Raw genomic sequence first — 24,581 nt, forward strand, 5'->3', positions numbered from 1 at the left:
TGCTGCGGTGCGTGCGCAGCCCCGTGCGGTGAGTGTTCGCCGACGGTTCCCCCGTGGTTGGTGTCGTCGGTGGACTCCGGTTTCGGCGGCGGTGCGCGGCGGACTCAGCGGCGGTGCGCGGCGCGGTGGTTCAGCACGATGTCGGTCGCCGCGGCGACCAGGGCCAACGCGACGATGCCCATGGCCAGCAGCAGGGAGTGTCGGAACGCGGCGGCCCACTGGCCGTCGGTGCTGGCCAGCGACGAGAAGAACAGCGCGCCGACGGCGGCGATGCCGGCGGCCGACCCGATCCGCTGCCCGGTCTGCAACATGCCGGCCGCGCTGCCCGCCTGCGGCACCGGCACCTCGGACAGGGTCAACGTCTGGTTCGGGGTGATCACCAGGCCGCTGCCCAGCCCGGCGAGCAGCAGGGGCAGCGCGGTGAGCAGCGGGACCGAGCCGTGCGGGTCGCCGCGCAGCACGAACACCACCCCACCCAGCCCGACCAGCACCATGACCAGCCCGATCCCGACCAGCGGCCGGCCGAACCGGTTGACCAGCCGGCCACCCAGGGCGGCGGCCAGCGCCGAGCCGAGGGCGAACGGGGTGATCGCCAGGCCGGCGGTCAGCGCCCGGTAGCCGAGGCCGTTCTGCAGGTAGAGGGTGAAGATGAAGAAGATCGCGGTGAAACCGCCGAAGTAGATGAGCGCGATCACCGCCCCGATCGTGTACGACCGCAGCCGGAACAACCCCAGGTCGAACAGGGGCGTGCGGGTGCGCCCGTACCGGTGCTCCCAGAACCCGAAGCCGGCCAGGACCACCAGCCCGACCGGGATCAGCGCCCACTTCCACGGGCTGGGCCACTGTTCCCGCTGCACCAGGGGCAGCAGCAGGAGTGTCACGCCGACGCCGAGCAGCAGCACCCCGAGCGGGTCGAGGCGGTGCCGGTCGAGCCGGCCGGCGGCCCGGGTGGGCAGCAGCCGCCAGCCGAGCAGCACCGCGACCACCCCGACGGGGACGTTGACGAAGAACACCCACCGCCAGCCGTGGTCCTCCCCGCCGAGTTGGATGAGCAGGCCGCCGAGCAGGGGGCCGACGGCGGTGGAGATGCCGATGGTCGCGCCGAGCAGGCCGAACGCGCGACCCCGCTCCGCGCCCCGGAACAGCTGCTGGATCAGGCCGGTCACCTGCGGGTTGACCACTCCGGCGGCGACGCCCTGCAGGAGCCGGGCGGCGACCAGCCAGGTCGGGGACTGGGCCAGCCCGGCCAGCGCGCTGGTGACGGTGAACAGGGCTACCCCGACGACGAAGGCGTTACGGCGGCCCCGGGCGTCGCCGAACCGGCCGGCCGGCACCAGGACCAGCCCGAAGGTCAGCGCGTAGCCGGACAGCACCCACTGCAGGTCGCTCGGGCTGGCCTGCAACGACCGTTCCATCGACGGGATGGCGACGTTGACGATGCTGACGTCCAGCAGCGTCATGAACGCCGCGACCAGGCCGACGCCGAGGGCCTGCCAGCGGCGGCGATCGTCGGTGCGGCTGCTCATGGGACCGTCGGCGGTGGCGCGGTCCCGCACGGACCGGTGATCGGGCATGCCGCAGCGCTACCCGGGGGCCGGTGCGGCAAACCGGTGTCCGGCCCGGCCGCCCGGCGGGGCGCGGCGGCGCTCACGCCGGCTGGCGGGCGCACCAGCGGGGGCCGAAGTCCAGCCCGGCCAGCGGCGAGTCCTCCCGGTGAAGCAGGCCCTTCTCGGTGAGCTGGCGCAGGGGCGCGTGGACGTCCTGCTCGGCCAGCCCCGCCTCCTCGGCGATCAGGTCGGGGTAGGGAACCTGACTGCGTGTCTCCAGCACGCTGACCGCCTCGTAGACGCGCACCTCGACCTCCGACAGACGTACCTGCTGCATCGTGCCCCTCCTTGCCGTCACCCCGGCCGGCCGGTCGGGCGGTCCGGGTGGCGCGGCTTACCCGCTGGCCGCCCGACGATGCCTGCCGACGGCCGGTCGTGCGCGCTACCGGACGGGCCGGTGCCCTAGGCTGGACGGCATGATCATCTGGGATCTCGTCGTGGTCGGTGCCGGGCCGGCCGGGCTCAGCGCGGCCCGGGAGGCCGCCGCGGCCGGCGTGCGGACGCTGGTGCTGGACCGGGCCGTGCACCCCCGCTACAAGACCTGCGGAGGTGGCCTGATCGGCACGTCGCTGTCGATGGTGGCCGGCCGGATCGAGGTGCCGGCGCACGACCGGGTCGACCGGGTCACCTTCACCCGCGACGGCCGGTGGGGCTTCACCCGCCGGCACGGCACACCCCTGGTGACCATGGTGCGCCGCGAGGAGTTCGACGACCGGCTGCGCGCGGCGGCGGTGTCCGCCGGGGCCGAGGTCCGCGAGGGCGTCGCCGTACGTGCCCTCGACCAGGACCCCGACACGGTACGCGTCCGACTGGCCGACGGTTCCACGGTGACCGCCCGGACGGTGATCGGGGCCGACGGTTCCGCCGGGGTGACCGCCCGGCACGTGGGGGTCCGGTACGGGCAGGTGGATCTGGGCCTGGAACGGGAGTTGCCGGTGTCACCCGCGCAGGCGGCCCGCTGGCGGGGGCGGCTGCTGCTGGACTGGGGCCCGTTCCCCGGCGCGTACGGCTGGGTGTTCCCCAAGGGGGACCTGCTCACCGTCGGCGTGATCGGGGCCCGGGGCGAAGGGGAGCGCACCCGTGCCTACCTGCACAGCTTCCTCGACCGGCTGGGCCTGGCGCAGGTGCCCGCCGCGCACGACTCCGGGCACCTGACCCGGTGCCGGGTCGACGACTCGCCGCTTGCCCACGGCCGGGTGCTGGTGGCCGGGGACGCGGCCGGCCTGCTGGAGCCGTGGACCCGGGAGGGGATCAGCTACGCGCTGCGCTCCGGGACGCTGGCCGGCGCGGCGGTCGCCGCCGGTGACCTGGACCGCTACCCCCGCGAGGTGCACGAACGCCTGGTGCCGTCGATGCGCGCCGGGCGGCGGATGCTGACCCTGTTCGCCCGCCGCCCGGAACTGTGCCACGCGTTGGTGGCGACCCCGGCCGGCTGGTCGATGTTCGTCCGGTTCTGCCAGGGCCGGCTGAGCTTCGACCGGACCATGGACCGGCTGCCGGTACGGGCCGTGACGGCCCTGCTGGACCGGTGGCCCGCCCGGGGCCGGCGGCCGGCCGGGCCGCCGGTGCCCTGACCCGCCGGCCCGTGGCGGGCCGACGGAGCCGGGTCAGGGCACGATCACCGCGCGGCCGTGGATCTCGCCGGCCCGCAGCAGGTCGTACGCCTCGGGCGCGCGGTCCAGCGGGAAGGTCTGCACGTCGGCGGTGAGCAGCCCGGCGCGGCCCAGGGCGATCACCTCCTGGAGTTCGGCCCGGGTGCCCCAGAACGGGACCGTGACGCTGGTCTCGAACGGCACGGTGGGCGGTGCGTCGGCGACCGGCCGTACCGGCATGGTGCCGCCGCCCAGCCCGACCAGCAGCAGCCGGCCACCGGTGGCCACGACGCCGCGGGCGGTGGCGAGGGTGGCGTCGACCCCGACGCAGTCGATCACCACGTCCGCGCCGTCGGGCGCCGGGCCGACCAGCTCCCGGATCCGGTCGACGGTGTCGGGGCCGGCCGGCACCACGTGGTGCGCGCCGACCCGGGTGGCCAGGTCGAGGGCGGCGACGTTGCTGTCCACCGCGATGATCCGTACGGCGGTGGTGGCGGCGAGGATCTGCACCGCCATGTGCCCCAGCCCGCCGATGCCGATCACCACGGCCGACGTGCCGGGCCGCAGCGCCGGCCGGGCCAGCTCGATCGCGTGGTACGGGGTCAGCCCGGCGTCGGTCAACGGCGCCGCCTGGGTCACCGCCAGGTCACCGACGGACAGCAGCCGGGAGGCCGGCACCACCACGTGTTCGGCCAGCCCACCGTCGCGGCTGAGGCCGATCCCGCCGAGCGGCACGGTGCGGCACTGGTTCTCCAAGCCCCGCAGGCAGCCCCGGCAGGTGCCGCAGCCGATGATCCCGTAGACGGCGACCCGCTCCCCGGCGGACCAGCCGGTGACGCCGTCGCCGAGGGTGTCCACGGTGCCGGCGATCTCGTGGCCGAGGGTGATCGGGGTGGGGAAGGCACCCGGCGGGGCGTCGAGGATGTGCAGGTCGGAGTGGCAGGCCCCGACCGCGCCGACGCGTACCAGCACCTCGCCGGGGCCGGGCGTCGGGGTGGGCACCTCCACCTGTTCGAGCACCCCGGGGGCGGTCATCCGTACCGCGCGCATGGTTTCGTCCTCTCGTCGCCGACGGTCCCGCGCGCTTACCCCTCCCGCCGGCCTTGATGCCGGGTGCACACTGAGCGTCATGAGCGAATCGTTCACCGACGAGCAGTACGCGTTCCTACGGCACGCGCGCTTCGGCGAGCTGCCACCGTCGGTACGCCCCGACGAGCGGTCGGCGTCGACCGAGACCGACCCGCCCCGCTACCAGCCCGATCCGACCCCCGGCCAGTACGAGCAGGACCTGCGCGCGGGCGGCTGAGCCCCCGGGGCCCCGGGGTGGCACCCCGGGGCCCGTCGACCTGCGCGGTGAGCGTCGGCCGGGCGGCTCAGAACACTGGCACGCCGGCGCGGACCAGCCGCCAGTTCGGCACGAAGAAGTCGGCCGGGTCGATGGTGCCCCGGGCCTGCGCCCAGTCGATGAGCAGCTGGCGGATCTCCTGCTGGGCGTTGTAGACCTGGGTCTTCACGATGCCGGGGAAGTTCCCGCCGCCGCTGCGCCGGTAGTTGTTCACCGCGACCACGAACTGCGCGTCGGCGGCGACCGGGGTGTCGGTGCCGGGCAGCACCAGCCGGGTGATCCGCTGCCCGACCGGCCGGGAGACGTCGATGTCGTAGTCCAGCCCGGAGATCACGTCGTAGTTGTAGTCCGGCACGGCCGGGTCGCTGATCGTCGCCGGGTCGACAGGTGCGCCGACGGGCAGCGTGGTGAAGTACTTCGCCGAGTACTCCAGGTACGCCTTCACCTCGGCGCCGGTGAGCACCACCGCCTCCAGGGTGTTGTCGTAGACGTACAGCCCGGCGACGTCACGGATGCGCACGTCGCCCTGGGGGAACACGGCGGTGCGGCTGAACGGTGCGGCGATCGACAGCACCGGCAGCGCCGCGTACGGGCCGCCGGTGAGCGCGGCGGTGACCACTTCGGTCTGCACGTGGTTGATGAAGTCCAGGATCGGGGTGTCCCGGTAGCGCGACTCGGCCGCCGACAGTTCCTGCGCGGACCGGGCGACCACCGTGTTGACGTACCCGACGGTCTTGTCGTGCTGGCCCCGCACGGCGGCGAGCACCTTCGGGTCCTCGACCACCGTGTTGGTGTTGAGCATGGTGGCGCCCTTGGCGACGACCTTCCAGCGGCCCCGCTCCCGGGTGAGGGTGAAGTCCATCCGGGTCAGCCGCTGCCCCCACTTGGACGGTTCGGCGGTGAGCACCTGCGCACCGGTGGCGGTGTTGGTGACGAACTTCTCCACCACCTCGTTGTGGGCGTGGCCGAACAGGATCGCGTCGATGCCGGGGACCTGCTGGGCGATCAGCGCGACCGGGTTCTCGTTGGGCAGCTCCGGGCCGTAGCTGGAGGTGCCGCTGTCGCCACCGTGGGCGGAGACGATGACCAGGTCCGCGCCGCGTGCCCGCATGACCGGCACCCACTTCGCGGCGGTCTCCACCATGCCGGGGAAGACCAGCTTGCCCTCCACGTTGCCCTTGTCCCAGATGGCCACCCCGGGGTTGGTCAGGCCGAGGATACCCACGGTCAGGGTCGGCGAGCCGGGCCCGCCGGGCCGCACCCGCCTGAGCACGTACGGCTGGAACGCCGGCTTGTCGGTCTTCGCGTTCACCGCGTTCGCGGCCAGCGCCGGGAAGCCCAGCTGGTCGATCCAGGTGGCCAGCAGCGGCAGCCCGTAGTTGAACTCGTGGTTGCCCAGCGTCACGGCGTCGTACCGCAGGATGTTCATCGCGCGGGCCATCGGGTGCGTCGCGCCGGTGACGGTGATCGGCTCCTGCTTGGCGTAGTACGTGGCCAGCGGGGTGCCCTGGATGGTGTCGCCGGCGTCGAGGACCAGGGTGGCCCGACCCCGGCGCTCGGCGCGGATCTGGTTGACCAGGGTGGCGAGCTTGGCGATGCCGACGTCGTTGTGCTTGCTGTCGTCGAACTCGGCGTCGCGGTAGTAGTCCCAGTTGTAGACGTTGCCGTGGGTGTCCGAGGTGCCCAGGACGGTCAGGTCCCAGGTCTTCGGACCCTTCGGGCCCTGCCGCTGCGCCGCCTGGGCGGGCGCGCCGGCGATCAGCGGGGCGGTGGCCGCGGCGGCGGCGACGGCCAGCACCTGGCGGCGCGACGTGCCGGGGGAGGAGGTCATGGGGGTGCCCTTCGACGGGGATGGACGCGCCTCGTAAGCGCCGTTGCGCACCATAACGAGCAGCGGTCACTCCTGCCACAGTGGCCCGCACTGTTCCACCACCGCGCCGTCGCCGGCCACCTGCCTGTCACACCGCCGTCGTCGGATGCCCGGCGCGGGTTGTTTCCGGCCGATCCGTCGGGGTAGGTGACCGAGAGACCCAGAACGCACCAAACCAGACAGGGGAGCCGCACGGTGAGCCAGGACCAGTACACCCCGCAGGACCCGAACACCCAGTACGGCCACCAGGAGGGTCAGTCGGCCCAGCAGCAGTCGACGCCCGGCCGGACCGACCGGATGGGTCCGGAGCCCGACCACGGCGAGACGTCGTACCGGGGCAGCGACCGGCTGGCGGGCAAGCGGGCCCTGATCACCGGCGGCGACTCGGGCATCGGCCGGGCGGTGGCGATCGCGTTCGCCCGGGAGGGCGCCGACGTGGTGGTGTCCTACCTCGACGAGGACGAGGACGCCGACGCCCGGGAGACCGTCCGGCTGATCGAGGAGGCCGGCCGCCGGGGGGTCGCGGTGCGCACCGACCTGACCGACGAGCAGCACTGCCGTGACCTGGTCGACCGGACGGTGACCGACCTCGGTGGCCTGGACATCCTGGTCAACAACGCGGCCTACCAGATGGCCCAGGACGACGGCATCGAGGCGATCAGCACCGACCAGTTCGACCGGGTGATGAAGACCAACCTGTACGCGATGTTCTGGCTCTGCCGCAGCGCCCTGCCGCACCTGAAGGAGGGCGCGACGATCATCAACACCACCTCCATCCAGGCGTTCGACCCGTCGCCGCCGCTGCTGGACTACGCCACCACCAAGGCGGGCATCGCCAACTTCACCAAGGGGCTCGCCGCGCAGCTCGCCGACCGGGGCATCCGGGTCAACGCGGTCGCGCCCGGCCCGATCTGGACGCCGCTGATCCCGGCGACCATGCCGCCTGAGAAGGTGGAGCAGTTCGGCACCGACACCCCGCTGGGCCGGCCCGGCCAGCCCGCCGAACTGGCCCCGGCGTACGTCTTCTTCGCCTCGCAGGAGTCCAGCTACGTCACCGGGGAGATCCTGGGCGTGACCGGCGGCCGGTTCACCAAGTGACCGCCCCGTCCGCCGGGCCGGGGCCTTGGCCGCGGCCCGGCGGTCAGCGGGGCCAGTCCGCCAGCCGGGTTCGGACCTGCGCGATCTGCGCCGGGTCCAGGCCGTAGCGGGCGAGCCGCCGGTCCGGCAGCCGGTCCAGGTAGCGGCCGGCGGCCCGCACGTCGTCGTCGGCCAGCGCCGGGTCCACCTGCCGGGCCAGGGTCAGCAGCTCGTCGACCGGGTACTGCGCCAGCGCGGCGGCGACGTCGATGTAGTCGCGGGCCTCCCGCCGGTTGACCAGGGCGGCGGTCTTGTTGGCGATCAGGTCGCGGACGTCCATCACCGGGCCGAGGTCCATCACCACCGGTGAGCGGTAGCGGTCGAGCCGGGCCAGGCTGAGCCGGATCTGCCGGTCGTCCCGCCCCACCACGAAGTCCCGGATGTCCCGGTCGAAGCCCTCGAACAGGTCACCGAGGTCGCTGTCCGGGTCGGCCGGCGCGACGGTGTACCCGGCGCGTTCCAGCGCGGCGCACACCTCGGCCGCCGCGGCGGCGGCCGCCCCCTCCACGTCGGCGAATAGGTCGACGTCCTCGGTGGGGCGGGTGACCAGGCCGTGCGCCGCCCACGCCACCCCACCGCCGAGGACGAACCGGTGCGGCCCGGCCGCGGTGAGGGCGACCCGGGCGACCTCCCGGTAGAAGTCGTGCAGGTGGGTCACGCGGTCCGCAGACCCCGGTGCCGGCTCTCCCAGGCCGACCGGACCCCCCGGGGCAGGTTGAGCCGCCGCCACACCCGGCGCAGGGTGCGTCCGTCGATCAGTGCCCGCAGGTCGTCGGCGCGGGTGGTCTCGCGCAGCACGTTCTCGTACAGCCAGAGCAGGTCGTCCGGTTCGGCCAGGTCGAACGTGCGTTCGCTGCTCCACATCAACCGGACCGGCAGCTCCACCACCCCGCCGGTGGGGCCGGTCAGCTCCGCCAGGGTGCGCGCCACCACCACCGGCCGGCCGGGCCGGGCCAGGTGGGCGGTGGTCGCCAGGGTGGCCTGCATGCTGTCAGGGTAACGCCGCCGCGACCTGCGCCGGCACGCGACTTTCCCCGAACCGGCCCGGGCCGCCACGCGCCGGCCCTGCGCGACCGGGACGCGGACGGCCGGCGCGGGGTATCCTGGTGGGCAGGAGCGTCGGTGTGTCCAGTGTCCCCGGGCCTCACCTGAATTGCCGTCGCGGAGTTCCGTTCGGCTGGAGCCGCGTTGCGCCACGCGCCGAGAGGCGACATGCACACCGGCGCTCCGCCACCGCGATACGGCGCTGCCCCCGACCCCTCAGGTCGGGGGCAGCGCCGTATCGGTGCGCGGGAGATCCCCGCACCCGGGTCGCATCCTCCGCCCCGCTGGCCTATGTTCAGTAGGTCGGATCATGCCCGGGAGGGAGGTGCGCGGTGGGTCTGCGGACGTTCATCGCGGGCTGGCCGGTCTACCGGCAGCTCACCGGCACCGACCCGCTCGGCCGGGGCGCGGCGGCGCAGTCGGACCGGTCCGCGGGGCTGACCGCCCGTACCGAGACCGCCGACCGGGTGGCCCGCTCGGTCTGCCCGTACTGCGCGGTCGGCTGCGGGCAGCGGGTGTACGTCTCCGACGACCGGGTCACCCAGATCGAGGGCGACCCGGACAGTCCGATCTCCCGGGGGCGGCTCTGCCCGAAGGGCTCGGCCAGCAGGAGCCTGGTCACCAGCCCGCTGCGGCAGACCACGGTCCGCTACCGCCGACCGTATTCCACCGAGTGGGAGGATCTCGACCTCGACACCGCGCTGGACATGATCGCCGACCGGGTCCTCGCCGCCCGCGAGCAGACCTGGGAGGACGTCGACAGCGACGGTCGTCCGCTGCACCGCACGCTGGGCATCTCCAGCCTGGGCGGGGCGACGCTGGACAACGAGGAGAACTACCTCATCAAGAAGCTGTTCACGGCGATGGGGGCGCTCCAGATCGAGAACCAGGCCCGCATTTGACACTCCGCCACCGTCCCCGGTCTGGGGGCCAGCTTCGGTCGCGGTGGCGCGACGGACTTCCAACAGGACCTCGCCAACGCTGACGTCATCGTCATCCAGGGTTCGAACATGGCCGAGGCCCACCCGGTGGGCTTCCAGTGGGTCATGGAGGCCAAGCGGCGCGGCGCGAAGGTCTTCCACGTCGATCCCCGGTTCACCCGCACCAGCGCGGTGGCCGACTCGTACCTGCCGATCCGGGCGGGCACCGACATCGCCCTGCTCGGTGGCGTGGTGCGCTACATCCTGGACAACGAGCTGGACTTCCGGGAGTACGTGCTGGCGTACACGAACGCGGCGACGATCGTCAGCGAGCAGTTCGCCGACACCGAGGACGGCGACGGCCTGTTCTCCGGCTACGACCCGAACACCGACAGCTACGTGCAGACCAGCTGGCAGTACGCCGGGCACGAGGGGGACTCCGGCAGCGGGCACACCGCCAAGGAACGCGACAGCGCGGCCGGCCTGCGGCACGAGTCGCACGGCGCGCAGGTGCACGGGCAGACCGAGCGGGACGAGACCCTGCAGCATCCGCGCTGCGTCTACCAGATCCTGCGCCGGCACTTCGCCCGCTACACCCCGGAGATGGTGGAGCGGGTCTGCGGCATCCCTGCGGAGAAGTTCCTGGAGCTGGCGCGGGCCTGGACGGAGAACTCGGGCCGGGACCGCACCGGCGCGCTGGTCTACTCGGTGGGCTGGACCCAGCACAGCGTCGGTGTGCAGTACATCCGCACCGGGGCGATCATCCAGTTGCTGCTGGGCAACATGGGCCGGCCGGGCGGCGGCATCCTGGCGTTGCGCGGGCACGCCAGCATCCAGGGCTCCACGGACATCCCGACGCTGTTCAACCTGCTGCCGGGTTACCTGCCGATGCCGCACCACGCCGACCACCCGACGTTCGACGAGTGGGTGGACAGCATCCGCCATCCCGGGCAGAAGGGCTTCTGGGGCAACGCGCGGGCGTACGCGGCGAGCCTGCTCAAGGCGTACTGGGGGGACGCGGCGACGCCGGACAACGACTTCTGCTATGACCACCTGCCCCGGATGACCGGCGACCACGGCACCTACCAGCAGGTGCTGAACATGATCGACGGCAAGATCAGGGGATACTTCCTGCTCGGCCAGAACCCGGCGGTGGGCTCGGCGCACGGGCGGGCGCAGCGGCTCGGCATGGCCAACCTGGACTGGCTGGTGGTCCGCGACCTGTTCATGATCGAGAGCGCCACGTTCTGGAAGAACGGCCCGGAGGTGGCCACCGGCGAGATCGTGCCGCAGGAGTGCCGCACCGAGGTGTTCTTCCTGCCGGCGGCCTCGCACGTGGAGAAGGAGGGCACCTTCACCCAGACCCAGCGGCTGTTGCAGTGGCGGGAGAAGGCCGTCGAGCCGCCGGGCGACGCCCGCTCCGAGCTGTGGTTCTTCTACCACCTGGGGCGGCGGCTGCGGGAGCGGCTGGCCGGCTCCCCCCACCGCCGTGACCGTGCCCTGCTCGACCTGGCCTGGGACTACCCCACCCACGGCCCGCACGACGAGCCGAGCGCCGAGGCGGTGCTGCGCGAGATCAACGGCTACGACGTGTCCACCGGCCGTCCGCTCTCCTCGTTCACCGAGGCGAAGGACGACGGCAGCACCGCCGTCGGCTGCTGGATCTACTCCGGCGTCTACGCCGACGGCGTCAACCAGGCCGCCCGCCGCCGGTCCCGGCACGAGCAGGACTGGGTGGCCGCGCAGTGGGGCTGGGCGTGGCCGGCGAACCGGCGCATCCTCTACAACCGGGCGTCGGCCGATCCGCAGGGCCGACCGTGGAGCGAACGCAAGAAGTACGTCTGGTGGGACCCGCAGGCCGGCGAGTGGACCGGCTACGACGTGCCGGACTTCGAGAAGACGAAACCGCCGGGGTACCGGCCGCCGCAGGGGGCGTCCGGGCCGGCGGCACTGGCCGGCGACGACCCGTTCGTCATGCAGGCCGACGGCAAGGGCTGGCTGTACGCGCCGAGCGGGGTGCTCGACGGTCCGCTGCCGACGCACTACGAGCCGGCGGAGTCGCCGATGCGCAACCCGCTCTACGGCCAGCAGGCCAACCCGACCCGCAAGGTGTACGCCCACCCGGTGAACTCGGTGAACCCCAGCCCGCCGCAGCAGCACAGTGAGGTCTTCCCGTACGTGTTCACGGTCAGCCGGCTCACCGAGCACCACACGGCCGGGGCGATGAGCCGTACGGTGCGTCCGCTGGCCGAGCTGCAACCGGAGATGTTCGTGGAGGTGTCCCCGGAGCTGGCTACCGAGGCGGGCCTGACCCACCTCGGCTGGGCGCACCTGATCAGCGGGCGAGCGGTGATCGAGGCGAAGGTGCTGGTCACCGACCGGCTCACCCCGTTGCGGGTGGACGGTCGGATCATCCACCAGCTCTGGTTGCCGTACCACTTCGGGTACGAGGGCCTGGTCACCGGCGACTCGGCCAACGACCTGTTCGGCATCACCCTGGACCCGAACGTGCTCATCCAGGAGAGCAAGGTCGGCACCTGCGACATCCGGCCGGGCCGGCGACCGACCGGCCCGGTGTTGCGGGACCTGGTCGAGGACTACCGTCGACGGGCCGGGATCGTGCCCGGCGAACGCCCGCCGACGGTGACGACCCCGGTGCTGCGGCCGGCCGGTCGAAGCGACGACGGCCCACGGGAGAAGGGCGCCGACCATGCCTGACGCCAACAGCCTCTACGGCCCGCTCGATCCGGCCCCGGACGCGGGCTGGACGGCTGCCGGCCCCCGGATGGGGTTCTTCACCGACACCAGCGTCTGCATCGGCTGCAAGGCGTGCGAGGTGGCCTGCAAGGAGTGGAACGCCGTCCCCGAGTCCGGCTTCGACCTGCTCGGCATGTCGTACGACAACACCGGCGCGTTGACGGCGAACTCCTGGCGGCACGTGGCCTTCATCGAGCAGCCGGTGCCGGCCGGGCACCGTACGGCGACCTTCGCCGGGAACCCGACCGGCGGCTCGGCCGGTGCCACGTCGGCGGCGGTCGCCGCCGGCACCGGCAGCGCCAGTGGCACGAACCCGGGCGTCCCTGTGGGTGACGCCGACGCCGCCGCCCGGATGGCCGACGCCGGGTCGTCCACCGCCCGGGACGGCACGGGCACCCGGTTCCTCGGGATGCCGGGGGCCGCACCGCCCGGCCGGGGCACGGGTGCCGAGACCCGCACCGACTTCCGCTGGCTGATGATGTCGGACGTCTGCAAGCACTGCACCCACGCCGCCTGCCTGGACGTCTGCCCTACCGGGTCGCTGTTCCGCACCGAGTTCGGCACCGTCGTGGTGCAGGAGGACATCTGCAACGGCTGCGGCTACTGCATCTCCGCCTGCCCGTACGGGGTGATCGACCAGCGTAAGGGTGACGGTCGGGCGTGGAAGTGCACGCTGTGCTACGACCGGCTCGGCGCGGGGATGACCCCGGCCTGTGCCCAGGCCTGCCCGACCGAGTCCATCCAGTACGGTCCCCTCGACGAGCTGCGGGAGCGGGCCGCGCAGCGGGTCGCCACGCTGCACGAGCGGGGCGTGCCGGAAGCCCGGCTCTACGGCCACGACCCGACCGACGGTGTCGGCGGCGACGGCGCGTTCTTCCTGCTCCTCGACGAGCCCGAGGTGTACGGGCTGCCCCCGGATCCGGTGGTCACCACCCGGGACCTGCCCCGGATGTGGCGGCGGGCCGGGTTGGCCGCGTTGGCGATGACGGCGGCGGCCGTCGCGGCGTTCGTCGGGGGGTCGTCGTGACCGCCGGCCGGCTCCCGGTGGGGCAGCGGTTCCGGGGCTTCCGCGCCCGGCTCGCCGCCGACGGTGTGTTCCGGCCGCAGCGCTCCTCGGCACGGCTCGGCCACGGCCCGAAGGTCGGCCCGGCCGGCACCACACCCCCGACCGGTGCCGTGGGCGCTGCCGACGCGTCGGTCGTCGTACCGCCCCAGGACGTGCCACCGGTGCCGGGGCGGCGGCGTGGTCGGGGTGGGCGCGGCGGCGAGGAGCTGCGCGTCCCGGAGGCGGAGTTCACCTCCTACTACGGCCGGCCGATCCTCAAGGCCCCGGTGTGGCGGTGGGACATCGCCGCGTACCTGTTCACCGGTGGGTTGGCCGCCGGGTCGTCCCTGCTGGCCGCTGGAGGGCAGCTCACCGGTCGGCCGGCGCTGCGCCGGGCCGGTCGGGTCACCGCGTTGGGTGCGGTCACCGCCAGCGCCTACTTCCTGATCCACGACCTCGGGCGGCCGGCGCGGTTCCACCACATGCTGCGGGTGGCGAAACCGACCTCGCCGATGTCGGTGGGCACCTGGATCCTCACCGCGTACGGCCCGGCCGCCGGGTTGGCCGCCGTCGCCGAGGGTGCACCGCTGCTACCGGCACGCGGCGTGTTCTCCCCGGTGCGTCGGCTGCTGCCGCCGGCCGGGCAGGTCGCCGGGCTGGCCGCCGCCGCCGTCGCGCCGGCGCTGGCCACGTACACGGGTGTGCTGCTGGCCGGTACGGCGGTGCCGTCCTGGCACGAGGCGTACCCGGAGCTGCCGACCATCTTCGCGGGCAGCGCCCTGGCCAGCGGTGCCGGCGTGGGGCTGCTGGCCGCGCCCTGCGCCCAGGCCGGCCCGGCCCGGCGGATGGCGGTGGCCGGGGCGGCCCTGGAACTGTGGGGCGCGCACTCGGTGGAGACCCGGCTGGGGCTGCTCAGCGAGCCCTATCGGCTCGGTACGGCAGGTCGGCTGCTGCGCGCCGGTCGTCTGCTCACCGCCGCCGGGGTGGTCGGGGCGCTGGCCGGGCGACGCAGCCGGGTGCTGTCCGCGCTGTCCGGTACGGCGTTGCTGGCCGCGTCGGTGGCCACCCGGTTCGGCATCTTCCACGGCGGGGTGGCCTCGGCGCGGGACCCGAGGTACACGGTGCTGCCGCAGCGGGAGCGGATCCGCCGCCGCGAGGCCGGGCAGGTCTGACACCTCGCCGTGTCACCGGCGGGGTCCTGTGGTTGACTCGGGGGCGGAGGCGTTCAGGCGGCTGGTGCCCCTCCCAGCCTTCAAAGCTGGTGTGGTCCGGGACCCGGGCCAGGCGGGTTCGATTCCCGTCCGTCTCCGCCAACCGTCTGCGGGGGAGATGACGACGCATGGGTGAGGCGGTCGATCCGCGTCGGCGGGTGCCCCGCACCGACACGATGCTGGCCGATCCGGCGCTGGCCGCGGCGGCGGCGACCCTCGGTCGGGCCCGGGTCAAGGCCGCCGTCGGCCATGCCCAGCAGCGGGCCCGGCACGGTGAGATCGGCCCCGAGCAGGTCCGCGACGCCGCCCTCGCCGCATTGCCCGCCCCGACCCCCCGGGCGGTGCTCAACGCCACCGGGGTGGTGCTGCACACCAACCTCGGTCGGGCCGTGCTGTCCCCGGCCGCCGTCGACGCGCTGGTCGCCGCCGCCGGCAGCACCGACGTGGAGCTGGATCTGGGCACCGGCCGGCGGGCCCGGCGCGGCCGGGAGGCGCTGGCCGCGCTGGCCGCCGCGGTGCCCGACGCCGCCGCCGTGCACGTGGTCAACAACGGGGCGGCGGCCCTGGTGCTCGCCGCGACCGCGTTGGCCGCCGGCCGGGAGATCGTGGTCAGCCGGGGTGAGCTGGTGGAGATCGGCGACGGGTTCCGCCTGCCCGACCTGCTGGCCAGCACCGGCGCCCGGCTGCGCGAGGTCGGCACCACCAACCGCACCACCCGCGACGACTACGCCCGGGCGCTCGGCCCGGACACCGGTTTCGTCCTGAAGGTGCACCCGTCCAACTTCGTCGTCACCGGCTTCACCTCCGCCGTCGGCGTCGACGACCTGGCCACCCTCGGCGTGCCGGTGGTCGTCGACATCGGCTCCGGCCTGCTCACCGCCGACCCGCTGCTGCCCGCCGAGCCGGACGCCGCGAGCACCCTGCGCGCCGGAGCGCACCTGGTCACCGCCAGCGGCGACAAGCTCCTCGGCGGCCCGCAGGCCGGGTTGCTGCTCGGCGACGCCGACCTGGTCGACCGGTTGCGTCGGCATCCGCTGGCGCGGGCGCTGCGGGTCGACAAGCTGACCCTCGCCGCGCTGGCGGCCACCCTGCACGGGTCGAGCACCCCGACCCGCGACGCCCTGCACGCCGACCCGGCCGTGCTGCGGGACCGCTGCGAACGGTTGCGTGACGCTCTCGGTGCCGAGGGGCACAAGGCCGAGGTGGTGCCCAGCGTCGCCGTGGTCGGCGGGGGTGGTGCCCCGGGCGTCGAGCTGGACTCCTGGGCACTGAGCCTGCCCGAACGGTACGCCGCCGCACTGCGGCTGGGCGACCCGCCGGTGCTCGGCCGGGTGGTCCGGGGCCGGCTGCTGCTGGACCTGCGCTGCGTGTCCGCCGACGCCGACGACACGCTGCGCGACGCGGTGCTGCGGACGGCCGGCTGAGATGCACGTCGTCGCCACCGCCGGGCACGTCGACCACGGCAAGTCCACCCTGGTCCGGGCGTTGACCGGGATGGAACCGGACCGGTGGGCGGAGGAACGCCGCCGGGGGATGACCATCGACCTCGGCTTCGCCTGGACCACCCTGCCCGGCGGCGACCCGGTCGCCTTCGTCGACGTGCCGGGGCACGAACGGTTCGTGCCGAACATGCTCGCCGGGGTGGGGCCGGTGCCGGCCGCCCTGGTGGTGGTCGCCGCCGACGAGGGATGGATGCCGCAGTCGGCCGAACACCTGGCCGCCCTGCACGCCCTCGGGGTGTCCCACGGGCTGCTGGTGGTGACCCGGGCGGACCTGGCCGATCCGGGGCCGGCGACGGCGCAGGCCCACGCGCGGCTCGCGGCGACGTCGCTCGGCGCGGTGGAGTCGGTGGCGGTCAGTGCGGTAACCGGTGTCGGCCTGCCGGAGCTGCGCGCCGCCCTGGACCGGTTGGTCGCCCGGCTGCCCGCGCCGGACACGGACCGGCCGGTGCGGCTGTGGATCGACCGGGCGTTCACCATCCGGGGCAGCGGCACCGTCGTCACCGGCACCCTCGGCGGCGGTGAACTGCGCGTCGGCGACCAGTTGACGCTCGCCACCACCGGCGAACCGGTCCGGGTGCGGGGCCTGCACCGGCTCGGGACGGCCGCGTCTCGGGTCGCCGCGGTGGCCCGGGTGGCGGTCAACCTGCGCGGGGTGCCCCGGGAGCGGCTCGGACGCGGCGACGCGCTGCTCACCCCCGACCGGTTCCACCGGACCGACCTGGTCGACGTGCGGCTGGCCGGGGATCCGGCAGGTGACCTGCCGGCGACGCTGACCCTGCACGTCGGGTCGGCGGCCGTTCCCGTCCGGGTCCGGCCGTTGGGCGGCGACACCGTACGGCTGCGGCTGGCCCGTCCGCTGCCGCTGCTGACCGGGGACCGGGCGTTGCTGCGTGACCCCGGTCGGCACCACGTCTGCGGTGGGGTGACGGTGCTGGACGTGGCCCCGCCGCCGCTGTCCCGCCGGGGTGCCGCCGCCGCCCGCGCCGCCGTCCTGGCCGACCTGGACGGGCGTCCCGACCTGGCCGGTGAGCTGCGCCGCCGCCGGCTCGTGCGGGCCGCCGAGCTGACCCGGATGGGCGTCACCGGCGACGCGACCCCGGTCGTCGGGGACTGGCTGGCCGACCCGGCGCACTGGCGGTGGCTGGGGGCGCGGCTGGTCGAGGAGGTGGCCGCCTGGGCGGCCGCGCACCCGCTGGAGCCCGACGCCCCGACCGAGGCGGTGCGGCAGCGCCTCGGCCTGCCCGACCGGGCCCTGGTGGAGGCGCTGGTCCGGCCGCCGTTGACGCTGCGGGCCGGCCGGATCGGCACCGGCGTCCCCGGGCTGCCCGAGCCGGTGGCCCGCGCGATCGACCGGGTCCGGGGCGAGTACGCCGCCCATCCGTTCCGCGCGCCGGAGGCCGACCGGCTCACCGCGCTGGGCCTGGGTCCCCGGGAGGTGGGCGCCGCCGTACGGGCCGGTGCGCTGCTGCGGCTGGCGGAGAACGTGGTGCTGCTGCCCGACGCCGCGGACGACGCGGTACGGGTGCTCGCCCGGCTGCCGCAGCCGTTCACGCTCAGCGCCGCCCGGCAGGCCCTGGACACCACCCGTCGGGTGGCGGTGCCGCTGCTGGAGCTGCTGGACCGGCGCGGGGTGACCCGGCGGCTGCCCGACGACGCCCGGATGGTCGTCGGCTCCGGTTGACCGGCAGGTGTTCGCGGGGTGCGGTGCTGGCGAACGGCCCTCGGCCCGCCCCGGGGTCGCCTACCGTGACGCCATGGACCCTTCGGCGGTCTGGCGGGACCGGAACCATCGCTGGCGGATCGAGGCGTACCGGGCGCCGGACCTGCGGTTCGCCGTCTTCGCCACCAACGGCACCACCGAGTCGGCCCCGCTGTGGTTGTTCGGCATGGCGGCGTTGGCCCGCTGGTTGATGACCCACGCCATCTCCCTGGACGACCTGGAGACCGTCTGACCGGGGGCGTCGCCCGGACGGGGGAATCCGCCCGGAACGTCGGCCTGCGCGCCGGGCCCGCCCGTACGGTGCGGGGCGTGAAGGACCGAGGAATACGGACATTTCTGGCGGTACTCGCCGGCCTCGCGGTGTTCTACTTCGGGGTGACCGGGCACCGTTCCACCGAGGACGGTGGCGGGGTCTCCGGCGGTGTGGTGCTGTTGGCCCTGCTGGCCGCCCTGCTGGTGTGGTACCTGACCAAGCCGACGGGCAACAAGCCGGTCGACTGACCGACCGACTCTCTAGCGGGCGGCGGTGCGGGTAACCTCCCCCGCCGACTCCTCACCGAGGGCCACCCGCACCAGCGCCGACGCGAGCCGGCCGAAGTCCGGCGCGGCGACCAGCCCGGCCAGCCCGTGCGGATCGGCCGGGAGGCCGAGGCGTTTCGCCCCGGCCAGGGTGCGCCGGTCGGCGTACGGGCGGACGTCCGGCCAGACCGTCTGCGCCTCCCGCAGGAAGATGTCCGCCCCGGTCGGGCCGATCCCGGGGAACTCGGTCAGCCGTCGCCGCAGCGCCGCCGGTTCACCCCCGGTCTCCCGGTGCATCCGCCGCAGGTCACCGTGCCAGCGGTCCAGGCACAGCCGGGCACCGGTGCCCAACATGGTCGCGGTCCGTTCGTCGTAGCGGCGGTAGTGGCCGCGTCCCAGCGCGTCGACCCGGTCCTGCCACCCCGACGCCTCCATCGCCTGCGCGGTACGCCAGCCGGCGGCGAACAGTTCGCGGGCGGCGGCCACCGCCACCTGGGCCCGGATCCGGGTGCTCAGCAACGTGGTCAGCACCAGCAGTTGGTAGAGCGGACCGGGCCGGTCGGCCAGCGTGATGCCGGCGTCCTCGGCGTAGGTGCTGCCCTGGCGGGCCAGCAGCGTCCGGGCCACCCGTCGGTCGTCTCCCATCACCCGGTACTACCCGTCGTGGCGCCGCTCAGCCCTGCTCGGGCCCGGCGGTCCGCATGCGCACCGTGCCGGCGGGTAACCCGACGACGGGCGCGGAGCAGCCGTGCCCGTCCACCCGGAAGGAGACACCCGTGACGAACGTGCAGCAGCCCGAGATGCGCCGCAACGGGAAGAACCCGACCGTGCAGGACAGCAAGGGGCCCGGCGCGACAGGTCACCCGGCCAACCGGGGCAGCTCGGCGGGGGACCGGGGCCGCCCGACGCCCCGTGGCCAGGCGTCCCCGTACGGTCCGGGCGCGTCGACCGCCGACGACGACAGCGACCGCCGCTGACCGCGCCGCCGCCCGGCCGGTGATCCCCACCGGCCGGGCGACGCGTACGGGCGGCCGGGTCGACGCTCCCCGCAGGGGTGTCGGCCCGGCCGCCGTGTGTCTCACTTCGGGTCGCCGGGTCCGCGTTCGCCCTTGGGGCCGTAGGCCCGTTCACCCCGGACCATGCCGCGCTGGCCCCGGTCCTCCTGGAGGATCCGGTTGGCCACCTGGTTGGCCTCCTTGTCCGACGCGCGTCCCGACTGTTCGATCAGGTCGCGCAGCCGCGCCCGTTCCTTGTCGTACGCGTTGCTTCCCGGCCGTGGTCCTGGCATGTCGCCTCCTCGGTGGTCCGCCTGCGGTACCCGCGCCGACTACCCGTCCCCGGCCCGGCCAACCGCCCCCCACCGCGTGCCGGAGGACGGCCTACCGGTCGGTCGCCGGCTCCCGTACCACCGCCACCGGGCAGGCGCTGCGGTGCAGCACCCCGTGGCCGACCGAGCCGAGCAGCAGCCCGGCCAGCTCGCCGTGGCCCCGGCCGCCGACCACCACCAGTTGGGCCCGGCGGGACGCCTCGGTGAGGGCGGCGACCGGGCGGGCGTGTACGGGCTCCCGGTCGACCGGCAGGTCGGGGTGGCGTTCGGCGAGCCCGGCGAGGCCTGCGGCGAGCACGTCGTCCTCCTCGTCGCGCAGCCGGGCCTCGTCGTACACCAGGGGTTGGAAGTCACCGGGGCCGGTGGAGGCCGGATGGGTGTAGGCGTGCACGGCCCGCAGCCGGACCCCACGCGCGGCGGCCTGCGCGGCGGCGAAGTCCACCGCGGCGCGGGAGGCCGCCGACCCGTCGACCCCGACCACCACCGGGCCGCCGTCGGTCGGGGTGCCCCGGGCGACCAGCACCGGGCAGTCGGCGTGGGTGCTGACCTGGATCGCCACCGAGCCGACCACCAGGGCGCCGAACCCACCGAGGCCCCGGTCGCCGAGCACGATCATCGCCGCGGCGGGGGAGGTGCCGAGCAGCACCGCCGACGCCTCGCCGTCGATGATCTCCCCGGTGACCCGGATGCCGGGGCTGACCGTGCGGGCCTGCGCCACCGCCGCCTCGACCAGGTCCTGGGCGGTGCGGCGCAGCCCGCCGCCGGGTGGGTCGGCGGCGACCGGGTCGACCGGGGTGTGCAGCAGCGGCCAGATGAAGCCGTGCACCACCCGCAGCGGCCGGCGCAGGCGGGCCGCCTCGGTCGCGGCCAGCCGGACGGCGCGCAGCGCCGGCTCGGAGCCGTCCACGCCCACCACGATCGCCGCGCCGTCCGTCGGGTCCACCGTGCGCACCTCCTGCCGGGGTCAGTATCGCGGCTGGCCGGGGCCGGCGGGCCGATACCGCCACCGGTTCCCCCGTGCCGCCCGGTGCCCCGGGTGGGGGTGGACCGGCCGCTCCGTATGATGCTTGCTCTGTAGCAAGAATCTCGGAGGACAACCATGCCGGACGCGCTCGCAGCGATGTCGCGTGCGCTACGTGAGGCCCTGCCCGACCAGGTGGTGGAGGCCGTCGATCGGGCCCTCCGGTCGGAGTTGGCCGCGGTGCGGGTCGACGCGTTCCTGGCCGACTACCGGATCAGCGGGTTGTGGTCGGTGCTCGACCCGGAGGTGTCCGCCGGGTCGCTCACCGGCCAGAGCGCCGCGCAACGCTGTTTCTCAAGCCAGCAACCGGTGCGTGAGCCGTCCGACGGCGGATGCTGCCGGGTCTGGGTGCCGCTGACCACCCGGGGGGAGCGGCTGGGGGTGTTCCTGGTCGAGTTGGCCGTCAGCCCGGACGATCCGACGGTGGAGCTGATCGTCGACCTGGGCGTGGACCTGGCGACCACGTTGCGGGCGGCCGACCGGGAGACCGACCGGTACCGGCGCACGCGGCGTCGGGAGCGACTGAGCATGGCCGCGGAGATGCAGTGGGACCTGCTGCCGGGGCGCAGCGTCACGCACGAGGCGTTCCTGCTGGCCGGGCAGCTCGAACCGGCGTACTCGGTGGGCGGTGACCACTTCGACTGGTCGGTCGACCCGGGGCGGCTCACCCTCACCGTCCTCAACGGTGCCGGCACGGGCCTTTCGGCGGCGATGCTCACCGCGCTCACCGTCAACGCCATCCGCAACGCGCGCCGCTCGGGCGGTGGGCTGGTGGAGCAGGCCGAGTTGGCCTCGGACACGCTGTTCTACCAGCACCGGGGGCAGCGGCACGTGGCGACGCTGCTGTTGTCGGTGGACACCGCCACCGGCCGGGTGCGGGCGGTGGACGCCGGGTCGCCGCGGGTGCTGCGGGTGCGGGGGACCACTGTCGAGCGGATCGCCCTGGAGCAGCAGCTGCCGTTGGGCATGTTCGCCGAGACCCGCTACACGGTGCAGGAGTTCGACGTACTGCCCGGTGACCGGCTCTTCGTGGTCAGCGACGGCGTGTACGACGCGCAGCCGGGGGGTCAGGAGGCCTACGGTGAGCGGGCGATGGCCCGGTCGATGCGGTCGACTCGGCTGCAACCGGCGACGGAGGCGGTTGGTACGGTGATGCGCGAGCTGTTCGCTTATCATGCCGACACTGATCTACGTGACGACGCCGTTGTCGTGTGCCTGGACTGGTGCGGGCCGGGCGGGCGGCGCGAACGGTGATCGGCCGGCAGCGACTTTCGACAGCGCACAATCGCAGGGGACAGCGGGTGGAGCGACCTCCGGATCTTGCTGCGGCGATCGATGCCGCAGCCGAGGCGCTCGTCGGCGTGCTCGATTCGGCCACCTCCCGTCACCAGGTGGCGGTCCCGCCGACCCAGCTACGGGTGCTGGCGCTGATCCGGGACCGGCCGGAGACGAACGTCAACGGGCTGGCCGAGCTGCTCGACGTGGTGCCCTCGTCGGCCAGCCGGCTCTGTGACCGGCTGGAGGCGACCGGGTTGCTGCGCCGGACCCCGGACCCCCGGGACCGGCGGGAGGTGCGGTTGGTGCTCACCGCCGCGGCGGTGAGCCTGCTGACCGAGCTGCGGGAGCGCCGGCACCGGGCGGTGCAGGCGGTGCTGGACCGGATGCCACCGCGCGCCCAGCACGAGCTGCTGCTGGCGCTGTTGGCGTTCGGCCACGCGGCGGCCGCGGGCACGCCCACCGCGCAGCCCGACGCTCCCGCCCGCACCGCGTGAGCAGTTCCCCAGCCGTCCACTAGTGTCCTAGGACGCCTTAGCGGTGGTGACACACCACACACAGCGCCGGACCGCCCCGGGCAACGCGCGCCCCACCGGGGCAGCCGCCCACGCCCGATATAGTGGCTGCCGGTCCGGGGTGCCGAGCGCCACGGACCACACCAGGGGGAGGTCCCGGCCCGGGATCACCGAGACACCGGCGAGCGCCGGTCCGGTAAGCGCACGGCTGACCGTGGTGCCCGCGTGGGCACCCGGACCGTCTGCGGGGGGAGGTTCGGTGTCACGTCGGGCTCGGGCAGAGCATCCGCGCGGACCGGGCGGTGACGACAGCGCCGCCGACCGGGTGCTGACGTTGCCGAACCTGATCAGCTTCGTCCGGCTGCTCGGCGTACCCCTGTTCCTCTGGCTGTTCCTGGTCGTGGAGGCGGACGTGGCGGCGATCGTGGTGCTCGCCATCGGCGGCACCTCCGACTGGGTGGACGGCTGGATCGCCCGCCGGCTCGGGCAGGTCAGCCGCCTGGGCGAGCTGCTCGACCCGTTGGCCGACCGGCTCTACATCCTCGCCACGCTGCTCGCCTTCACCGCCCGGGAGGTGGTGCCGTGGCAGTTCACGGCGGCGCTGCTGGCCCGGGAGGCGCTGCTGCTCGGTTCGTTGGCGGTGCTGCGCCGGCACGGGTACGGGCCGCCGCCGGTGCACTACGTCGGCAAGACCGCCACCTTCCTGCTGTTGGCCGCGTTCCCGGTCCTGCTGGTGGCGGCGGCGACCACGTCGGTGACGGCGACGACCGCTGCGGCCATCGGCTGGGGACTGGCCTGGTGGGGTCTGGTGCTGTACTGGGTGGCCGGCGCGATGTACGTGGTGCAGGCGGCCCGGCTGGTGCGCGCGGGCCGGCGAGGGGTCGCCGCGTGAGCGCGCCGGGGGACGGGTCGAAGCGTCCGGCGCGGTTGTTCACCCCGGACTTCCTCACCGAGCTGTTCCAGAACCCGTTGGACCCGGGTTACGCCGACGCGGCGGCCCGGCGGCGGCGGGACCCGGCGTCGGGTTCCGGGTGGCGGGGCGCGTCCGCGCGGGCGGTGGCGGTCGTGGTGGTCGCGGCGGTGGGGTTCCTGTTCGCGGTGGCGTACCGGGAGACGATGGCCGACGAGCCGAGCCGCAGTCAGGCGCGGGCCGCGTTGATCGCGCAGATCAAGCAGCGGGAGGCGGAGACCGACGCGATGACGGCGCGGGCGGCGCGGTTGCGTGAGGAGGTCGGTCGGCAGCGGGACGCGGCGTTGAGTGGTTCGCAGGCGGCCCGGTTGCGCAACCTGGAGGCGGGTACGGGGCTCGGCCGGGTGCGTGGTGACGGGGTGGTGGTGAAGTTGGCCGACGCCGCGGTGCAGGACGACGGCGCGGTCAACGGTGACTCGGGGGCGGGTCCGTCGCGGGTGATCTATTCGGATCTGCAGAAGGTCGCCAACGATCTGTGGGCCTCGGGTGCGGAGGCGATCGCCATCAACGGGCAGCGGTTGACGGCGACGTCGACGATCCGTTCGGCGGGGGCGGCGATCCTGGTGGACTTCCGTCCGGTGACCAGCCCGTACGAGGTGTCGGCGATCGGGCCGCGGTCGTTGCGGGACCGGTTCGACGACAGTCGGTCGGCGTATCTGATGCGTCGGGTGGCCCGGGACACCGGGTTGTCTTTCGAGGTGCGCCGGGCGGAGGACCTCACGTTGCCGGCCGCGCCGGAGCCACGGCTACGCTACGCGCAGCCGTCGGTCAGTCCGAGTCCGTCGCCGGCGGGTTCGGGTGCTGTCGGTTCGTCCGGTGCCGGGTCGTCCGGTCCGGGTTCGTCTTCCCGCCCCTCCGGAGGTGTCCGATGATCGCGGTGCTGGCGTTGCTCGCCGGTGTGGTGCTGGGGATCTATCTCGATCCGACGGTGCCGGCGGCGTTGCAGCCGTACCTGCCGATCGCTGTGGTGGCCGCGCTGGACGCCGTGTTCGGTGGGGTGCGGGCGAAGCTTGATCGGATCTTCGATGACAAGCAGTTCGTGGTGTCGTTCATTTCGAACGTGCTGGTGGCGGGTCTGATCGTGTATCTGGGTGACCAGTTGGGGGTGGGTGGGCAGTTGTCCACGGGTGTGGTGGTCGTGTTGGGGGTGCGGATCTTCGGGAATGTGGCGGCGATCCGTCGGCACCTGTTCCGGGCGTAGGTT

25 protein-coding genes and 1 tRNA gene are annotated in these 24,581 nt (G+C 74.2%); 17 read left to right on the top strand and 9 right to left on the bottom strand.

The genetic code is table 11. The annotated features are described in order from the left end of the window. Nucleotides 1–104: 104 nt before the first annotated feature. Both ACN265_RS13640 and ACN265_RS13645 read right to left on the bottom strand, forming a co-directional pair. A complete protein-coding gene (locus ACN265_RS13640; RefSeq protein ID WP_421407843.1) occupies nt 105–1,526 on the bottom strand; it encodes an MFS transporter in 1,422 nt (473 codons plus the stop codon). A 121-nt stretch (nt 1,527–1,647) separates the two neighbouring features. Beyond that, nucleotides 1,648–1,884 carry a hypothetical protein gene (locus ACN265_RS13645; protein ID WP_204928348.1) on the bottom strand — a complete coding sequence of 79 codons (237 nt, stop codon included), beginning with the start codon at nt 1,882–1,884 and terminating at the stop codon, nt 1,648–1,650. 139 nt (nt 1,885–2,023) lie between these two features. Between ACN265_RS13645 and ACN265_RS13650 the strand changes: the two genes are divergently transcribed. Beyond that, nucleotides 2,024–3,181: a geranylgeranyl reductase family protein gene (locus ACN265_RS13650; RefSeq protein ID WP_421407844.1), complete on the top strand. Its 1,158-nt coding sequence runs from the start codon at nt 2,024–2,026 to the stop codon at nt 3,179–3,181. A gap of 33 nt (nt 3,182–3,214) precedes the next feature. Here ACN265_RS13650 and ACN265_RS13655 read toward each other — a convergent pair whose 3' ends face one another. Then, nucleotides 3,215–4,249 carry an NAD(P)-dependent alcohol dehydrogenase gene (locus ACN265_RS13655; RefSeq protein WP_421407845.1) on the bottom strand — a complete coding sequence of 345 codons (1,035 nt, stop codon included), beginning with the start codon at nt 4,247–4,249 and terminating at the stop codon, nt 3,215–3,217. 79 nt (nt 4,250–4,328) lie between these two features. Between ACN265_RS13655 and ACN265_RS13660 the strand changes: the two genes are divergently transcribed. Further along, nucleotides 4,329–4,505, top strand: coding sequence for a hypothetical protein (locus ACN265_RS13660; RefSeq protein ID WP_204928345.1), 177 nt, complete (start codon nt 4,329–4,331; stop codon nt 4,503–4,505). A 67-nt stretch (nt 4,506–4,572) separates the two neighbouring features. On the opposite strand, the gene ACN265_RS13665 is transcribed toward ACN265_RS13660, so the two are convergent. Then, nucleotides 4,573–6,375, bottom strand: coding sequence for a bifunctional metallophosphatase/5'-nucleotidase (locus ACN265_RS13665; RefSeq protein WP_421407847.1), 1,803 nt, complete (start codon nt 6,373–6,375; stop codon nt 4,573–4,575). A gap of 234 nt (nt 6,376–6,609) precedes the next feature. Here ACN265_RS13665 and ACN265_RS13670 point away from each other — a divergent pair, with 234 nt between their 5' ends. Continuing rightward, nucleotides 6,610–7,512, top strand: coding sequence for an SDR family oxidoreductase (locus ACN265_RS13670; RefSeq protein WP_307826437.1), 903 nt, complete (start codon nt 6,610–6,612; stop codon nt 7,510–7,512). Nucleotides 7,513–7,555: 43 nt separating this feature from the next. Here the strand turns inward: ACN265_RS13670 and ACN265_RS13675 are convergent, their stop codons facing one another. Then, the gene (locus tag ACN265_RS13675; RefSeq protein WP_421407848.1) at nt 7,556–8,209 is read right to left on the bottom strand and encodes a nucleotidyl transferase AbiEii/AbiGii toxin family protein; all 654 of its coding nucleotides are present in this window, start codon (nt 8,207–8,209) and stop codon (nt 7,556–7,558) included. Next, nucleotides 8,206–8,538 (bottom strand): hypothetical protein, encoded by a 333-nt coding sequence (locus ACN265_RS13680; RefSeq protein WP_204928342.1) that lies wholly within the window; start codon nt 8,536–8,538, stop codon nt 8,206–8,208. Before ACN265_RS13680 ends, ACN265_RS13675 begins: the two co-directional genes overlap by 4 nt. A gap of 389 nt (nt 8,539–8,927) precedes the next feature. Here ACN265_RS13680 and fdh point away from each other — a divergent pair, with 389 nt between their 5' ends. The 8 genes from fdh (at nt 8,928) to ACN265_RS13720 (ending at nt 18,251) form a co-directional block, all read left to right on the top strand. Then, complete coding sequence (gene fdh, locus ACN265_RS13685) at nt 8,928–12,233, top strand: formate dehydrogenase (RefSeq protein ID WP_421407849.1); 3,306 nt, start codon at nt 8,928–8,930, stop codon at nt 12,231–12,233. After that, a complete protein-coding gene (locus ACN265_RS13690; protein WP_421407850.1) occupies nt 12,226–13,299 on the top strand; it encodes a 4Fe-4S dicluster domain-containing protein in 1,074 nt (357 codons plus the stop codon). The genes fdh and ACN265_RS13690 overlap by 8 nt, the downstream gene beginning before the upstream one ends. A 191-nt stretch (nt 13,300–13,490) precedes the next feature. Continuing rightward, nucleotides 13,491–14,489 carry an NrfD/PsrC family molybdoenzyme membrane anchor subunit gene (gene nrfD, locus ACN265_RS13695; RefSeq protein WP_377685524.1) on the top strand — a complete coding sequence of 333 codons (999 nt, stop codon included), beginning with the start codon at nt 13,491–13,493 and terminating at the stop codon, nt 14,487–14,489. 45 nt (nt 14,490–14,534) lie between these two features. Next, nucleotides 14,535–14,630: transfer RNA gene (locus ACN265_RS13700), tRNA-Sec, on the top strand. A gap of 26 nt (nt 14,631–14,656) precedes the next feature. Further along, complete coding sequence (selA, locus tag ACN265_RS13705) at nt 14,657–15,952, top strand: L-seryl-tRNA(Sec) selenium transferase (RefSeq protein WP_421407851.1); 1,296 nt, start codon at nt 14,657–14,659, stop codon at nt 15,950–15,952. Nucleotide 15,953: 1 nt separating this feature from the next. Beyond that, nucleotides 15,954–17,711, top strand: a complete 1,758-nt coding sequence (gene selB, locus ACN265_RS13710; RefSeq protein ID WP_204928338.1) for a selenocysteine-specific translation elongation factor — start codon at nt 15,954–15,956, stop codon at nt 17,709–17,711. 73 nt (nt 17,712–17,784) lie between these two features. After that, nucleotides 17,785–17,982, top strand: coding sequence for a hypothetical protein (locus ACN265_RS13715; protein ID WP_204928337.1), 198 nt, complete (start codon nt 17,785–17,787; stop codon nt 17,980–17,982). A gap of 77 nt (nt 17,983–18,059) precedes the next feature. Then, nucleotides 18,060–18,251, top strand: coding sequence for a hypothetical protein (locus tag ACN265_RS13720; protein WP_204928416.1), 192 nt, complete (start codon nt 18,060–18,062; stop codon nt 18,249–18,251). 12 nt (nt 18,252–18,263) lie between these two features. Here ACN265_RS13720 and ACN265_RS13725 read toward each other — a convergent pair whose 3' ends face one another. After that, a complete protein-coding gene (locus tag ACN265_RS13725; RefSeq protein ID WP_204928336.1) occupies nt 18,264–18,914 on the bottom strand; it encodes a hypothetical protein in 651 nt (216 codons plus the stop codon). Nucleotides 18,915–19,045: 131 nt separating this feature from the next. Between ACN265_RS13725 and ACN265_RS13730 the strand changes: the two genes are divergently transcribed. After that, nucleotides 19,046–19,246 (top strand): hypothetical protein, encoded by a 201-nt coding sequence (locus ACN265_RS13730; protein WP_204928335.1) that lies wholly within the window; start codon nt 19,046–19,048, stop codon nt 19,244–19,246. A gap of 101 nt (nt 19,247–19,347) precedes the next feature. Here ACN265_RS13730 and ACN265_RS13735 read toward each other — a convergent pair whose 3' ends face one another. Both ACN265_RS13735 and ACN265_RS13740 read right to left on the bottom strand, forming a co-directional pair. Then, the gene (locus ACN265_RS13735) at nt 19,348–19,557 is read right to left on the bottom strand and encodes a phosphatidylethanolamine-binding protein (RefSeq protein WP_204928334.1); all 210 of its coding nucleotides are present in this window, start codon (nt 19,555–19,557) and stop codon (nt 19,348–19,350) included. A 91-nt stretch (nt 19,558–19,648) separates the two neighbouring features. Next, nucleotides 19,649–20,539, bottom strand: a complete 891-nt coding sequence (locus ACN265_RS13740) for a universal stress protein (RefSeq protein ID WP_421407854.1) — start codon at nt 20,537–20,539, stop codon at nt 19,649–19,651. Between the two features lie 156 nt (nt 20,540–20,695). On the opposite strand from ACN265_RS13740, the gene ACN265_RS13745 reads away from it, so the two are divergent. The 5 genes from ACN265_RS13745 (at nt 20,696) to ACN265_RS13765 (ending at nt 24,578) form a co-directional block, all read left to right on the top strand. Beyond that, complete coding sequence (locus ACN265_RS13745; RefSeq protein WP_421407855.1) at nt 20,696–21,871, top strand: PP2C family protein-serine/threonine phosphatase; 1,176 nt, start codon at nt 20,696–20,698, stop codon at nt 21,869–21,871. Nucleotides 21,872–21,918: 47 nt separating this feature from the next. After that, a complete protein-coding gene (locus ACN265_RS13750; RefSeq protein ID WP_421407858.1) occupies nt 21,919–22,389 on the top strand; it encodes a MarR family transcriptional regulator in 471 nt (156 codons plus the stop codon). 277 nt (nt 22,390–22,666) lie between these two features. Further along, nucleotides 22,667–23,299, top strand: coding sequence for a CDP-alcohol phosphatidyltransferase family protein (locus tag ACN265_RS13755; RefSeq protein WP_421407860.1), 633 nt, complete (start codon nt 22,667–22,669; stop codon nt 23,297–23,299). Further along, nucleotides 23,296–24,249, top strand: a complete 954-nt coding sequence (locus tag ACN265_RS13760; protein WP_204928329.1) for a DUF881 domain-containing protein — start codon at nt 23,296–23,298, stop codon at nt 24,247–24,249. Before ACN265_RS13755 ends, ACN265_RS13760 begins: the two co-directional genes overlap by 4 nt. Then, on the top strand, nt 24,246–24,578 hold the full coding sequence (locus ACN265_RS13765) for a small basic family protein (protein ID WP_067311500.1): 333 nt from the start codon (nt 24,246–24,248) through the stop codon (nt 24,576–24,578). The genes ACN265_RS13760 and ACN265_RS13765 overlap by 4 nt, the downstream gene beginning before the upstream one ends. The last annotated feature ends 3 nt before the right edge of the window (nt 24,579–24,581 follow it).

It is taken from the genome of Micromonospora sp. WMMD730 (genome assembly GCF_049178955.1).
GTDB lineage: Bacteria > Actinomycetota > Actinomycetes > Mycobacteriales > Micromonosporaceae > Micromonospora > Micromonospora wenchangensis.

Coding starts and splice junctions, on each gene's coding strand:
- ACN265_RS13765 (WP_067311500.1), top strand. CDS start 24,246: ATGATCGCGGTGCTGGCGTTGCTCGCCGGTGTGGTGCTGGGGATCTAT.
- ACN265_RS13665 (WP_421407847.1), bottom strand. CDS start 6,375: ATGACCTCCTCCCCCGGCACGTCGCGCCGCCAGGTGCTGGCCGTCGCC.
- ACN265_RS13640 (WP_421407843.1), bottom strand. CDS start 1,526: ATGAGCAGCCGCACCGACGATCGCCGCCGCTGGCAGGCCCTCGGCGTC.
- ACN265_RS13680 (WP_204928342.1), bottom strand. CDS start 8,538: ATGCAGGCCACCCTGGCGACCACCGCCCACCTGGCCCGGCCCGGCCGG.
- ACN265_RS13690 (WP_421407850.1), top strand. CDS start 12,226: ATGCCTGACGCCAACAGCCTCTACGGCCCGCTCGATCCGGCCCCGGAC.
- ACN265_RS13650 (WP_421407844.1), top strand. CDS start 2,024: ATGATCATCTGGGATCTCGTCGTGGTCGGTGCCGGGCCGGCCGGGCTC.
- selA (WP_421407851.1), top strand. CDS start 14,657: ATGGGTGAGGCGGTCGATCCGCGTCGGCGGGTGCCCCGCACCGACACG.
- ACN265_RS13745 (WP_421407855.1), top strand. CDS start 20,696: ATGCCGGACGCGCTCGCAGCGATGTCGCGTGCGCTACGTGAGGCCCTG.
- ACN265_RS13725 (WP_204928336.1), bottom strand. CDS start 18,914: ATGGGAGACGACCGACGGGTGGCCCGGACGCTGCTGGCCCGCCAGGGC.
- ACN265_RS13735 (WP_204928334.1), bottom strand. CDS start 19,557: ATGCCAGGACCACGGCCGGGAAGCAACGCGTACGACAAGGAACGGGCG.
- ACN265_RS13660 (WP_204928345.1), top strand. CDS start 4,329: ATGAGCGAATCGTTCACCGACGAGCAGTACGCGTTCCTACGGCACGCG.
- ACN265_RS13655 (WP_421407845.1), bottom strand. CDS start 4,249: ATGCGCGCGGTACGGATGACCGCCCCCGGGGTGCTCGAACAGGTGGAG.
- selB (WP_204928338.1), top strand. CDS start 15,954: ATGCACGTCGTCGCCACCGCCGGGCACGTCGACCACGGCAAGTCCACC.
- ACN265_RS13645 (WP_204928348.1), bottom strand. CDS start 1,884: ATGCAGCAGGTACGTCTGTCGGAGGTCGAGGTGCGCGTCTACGAGGCG.
- ACN265_RS13715 (WP_204928337.1), top strand. CDS start 17,785: ATGGACCCTTCGGCGGTCTGGCGGGACCGGAACCATCGCTGGCGGATC.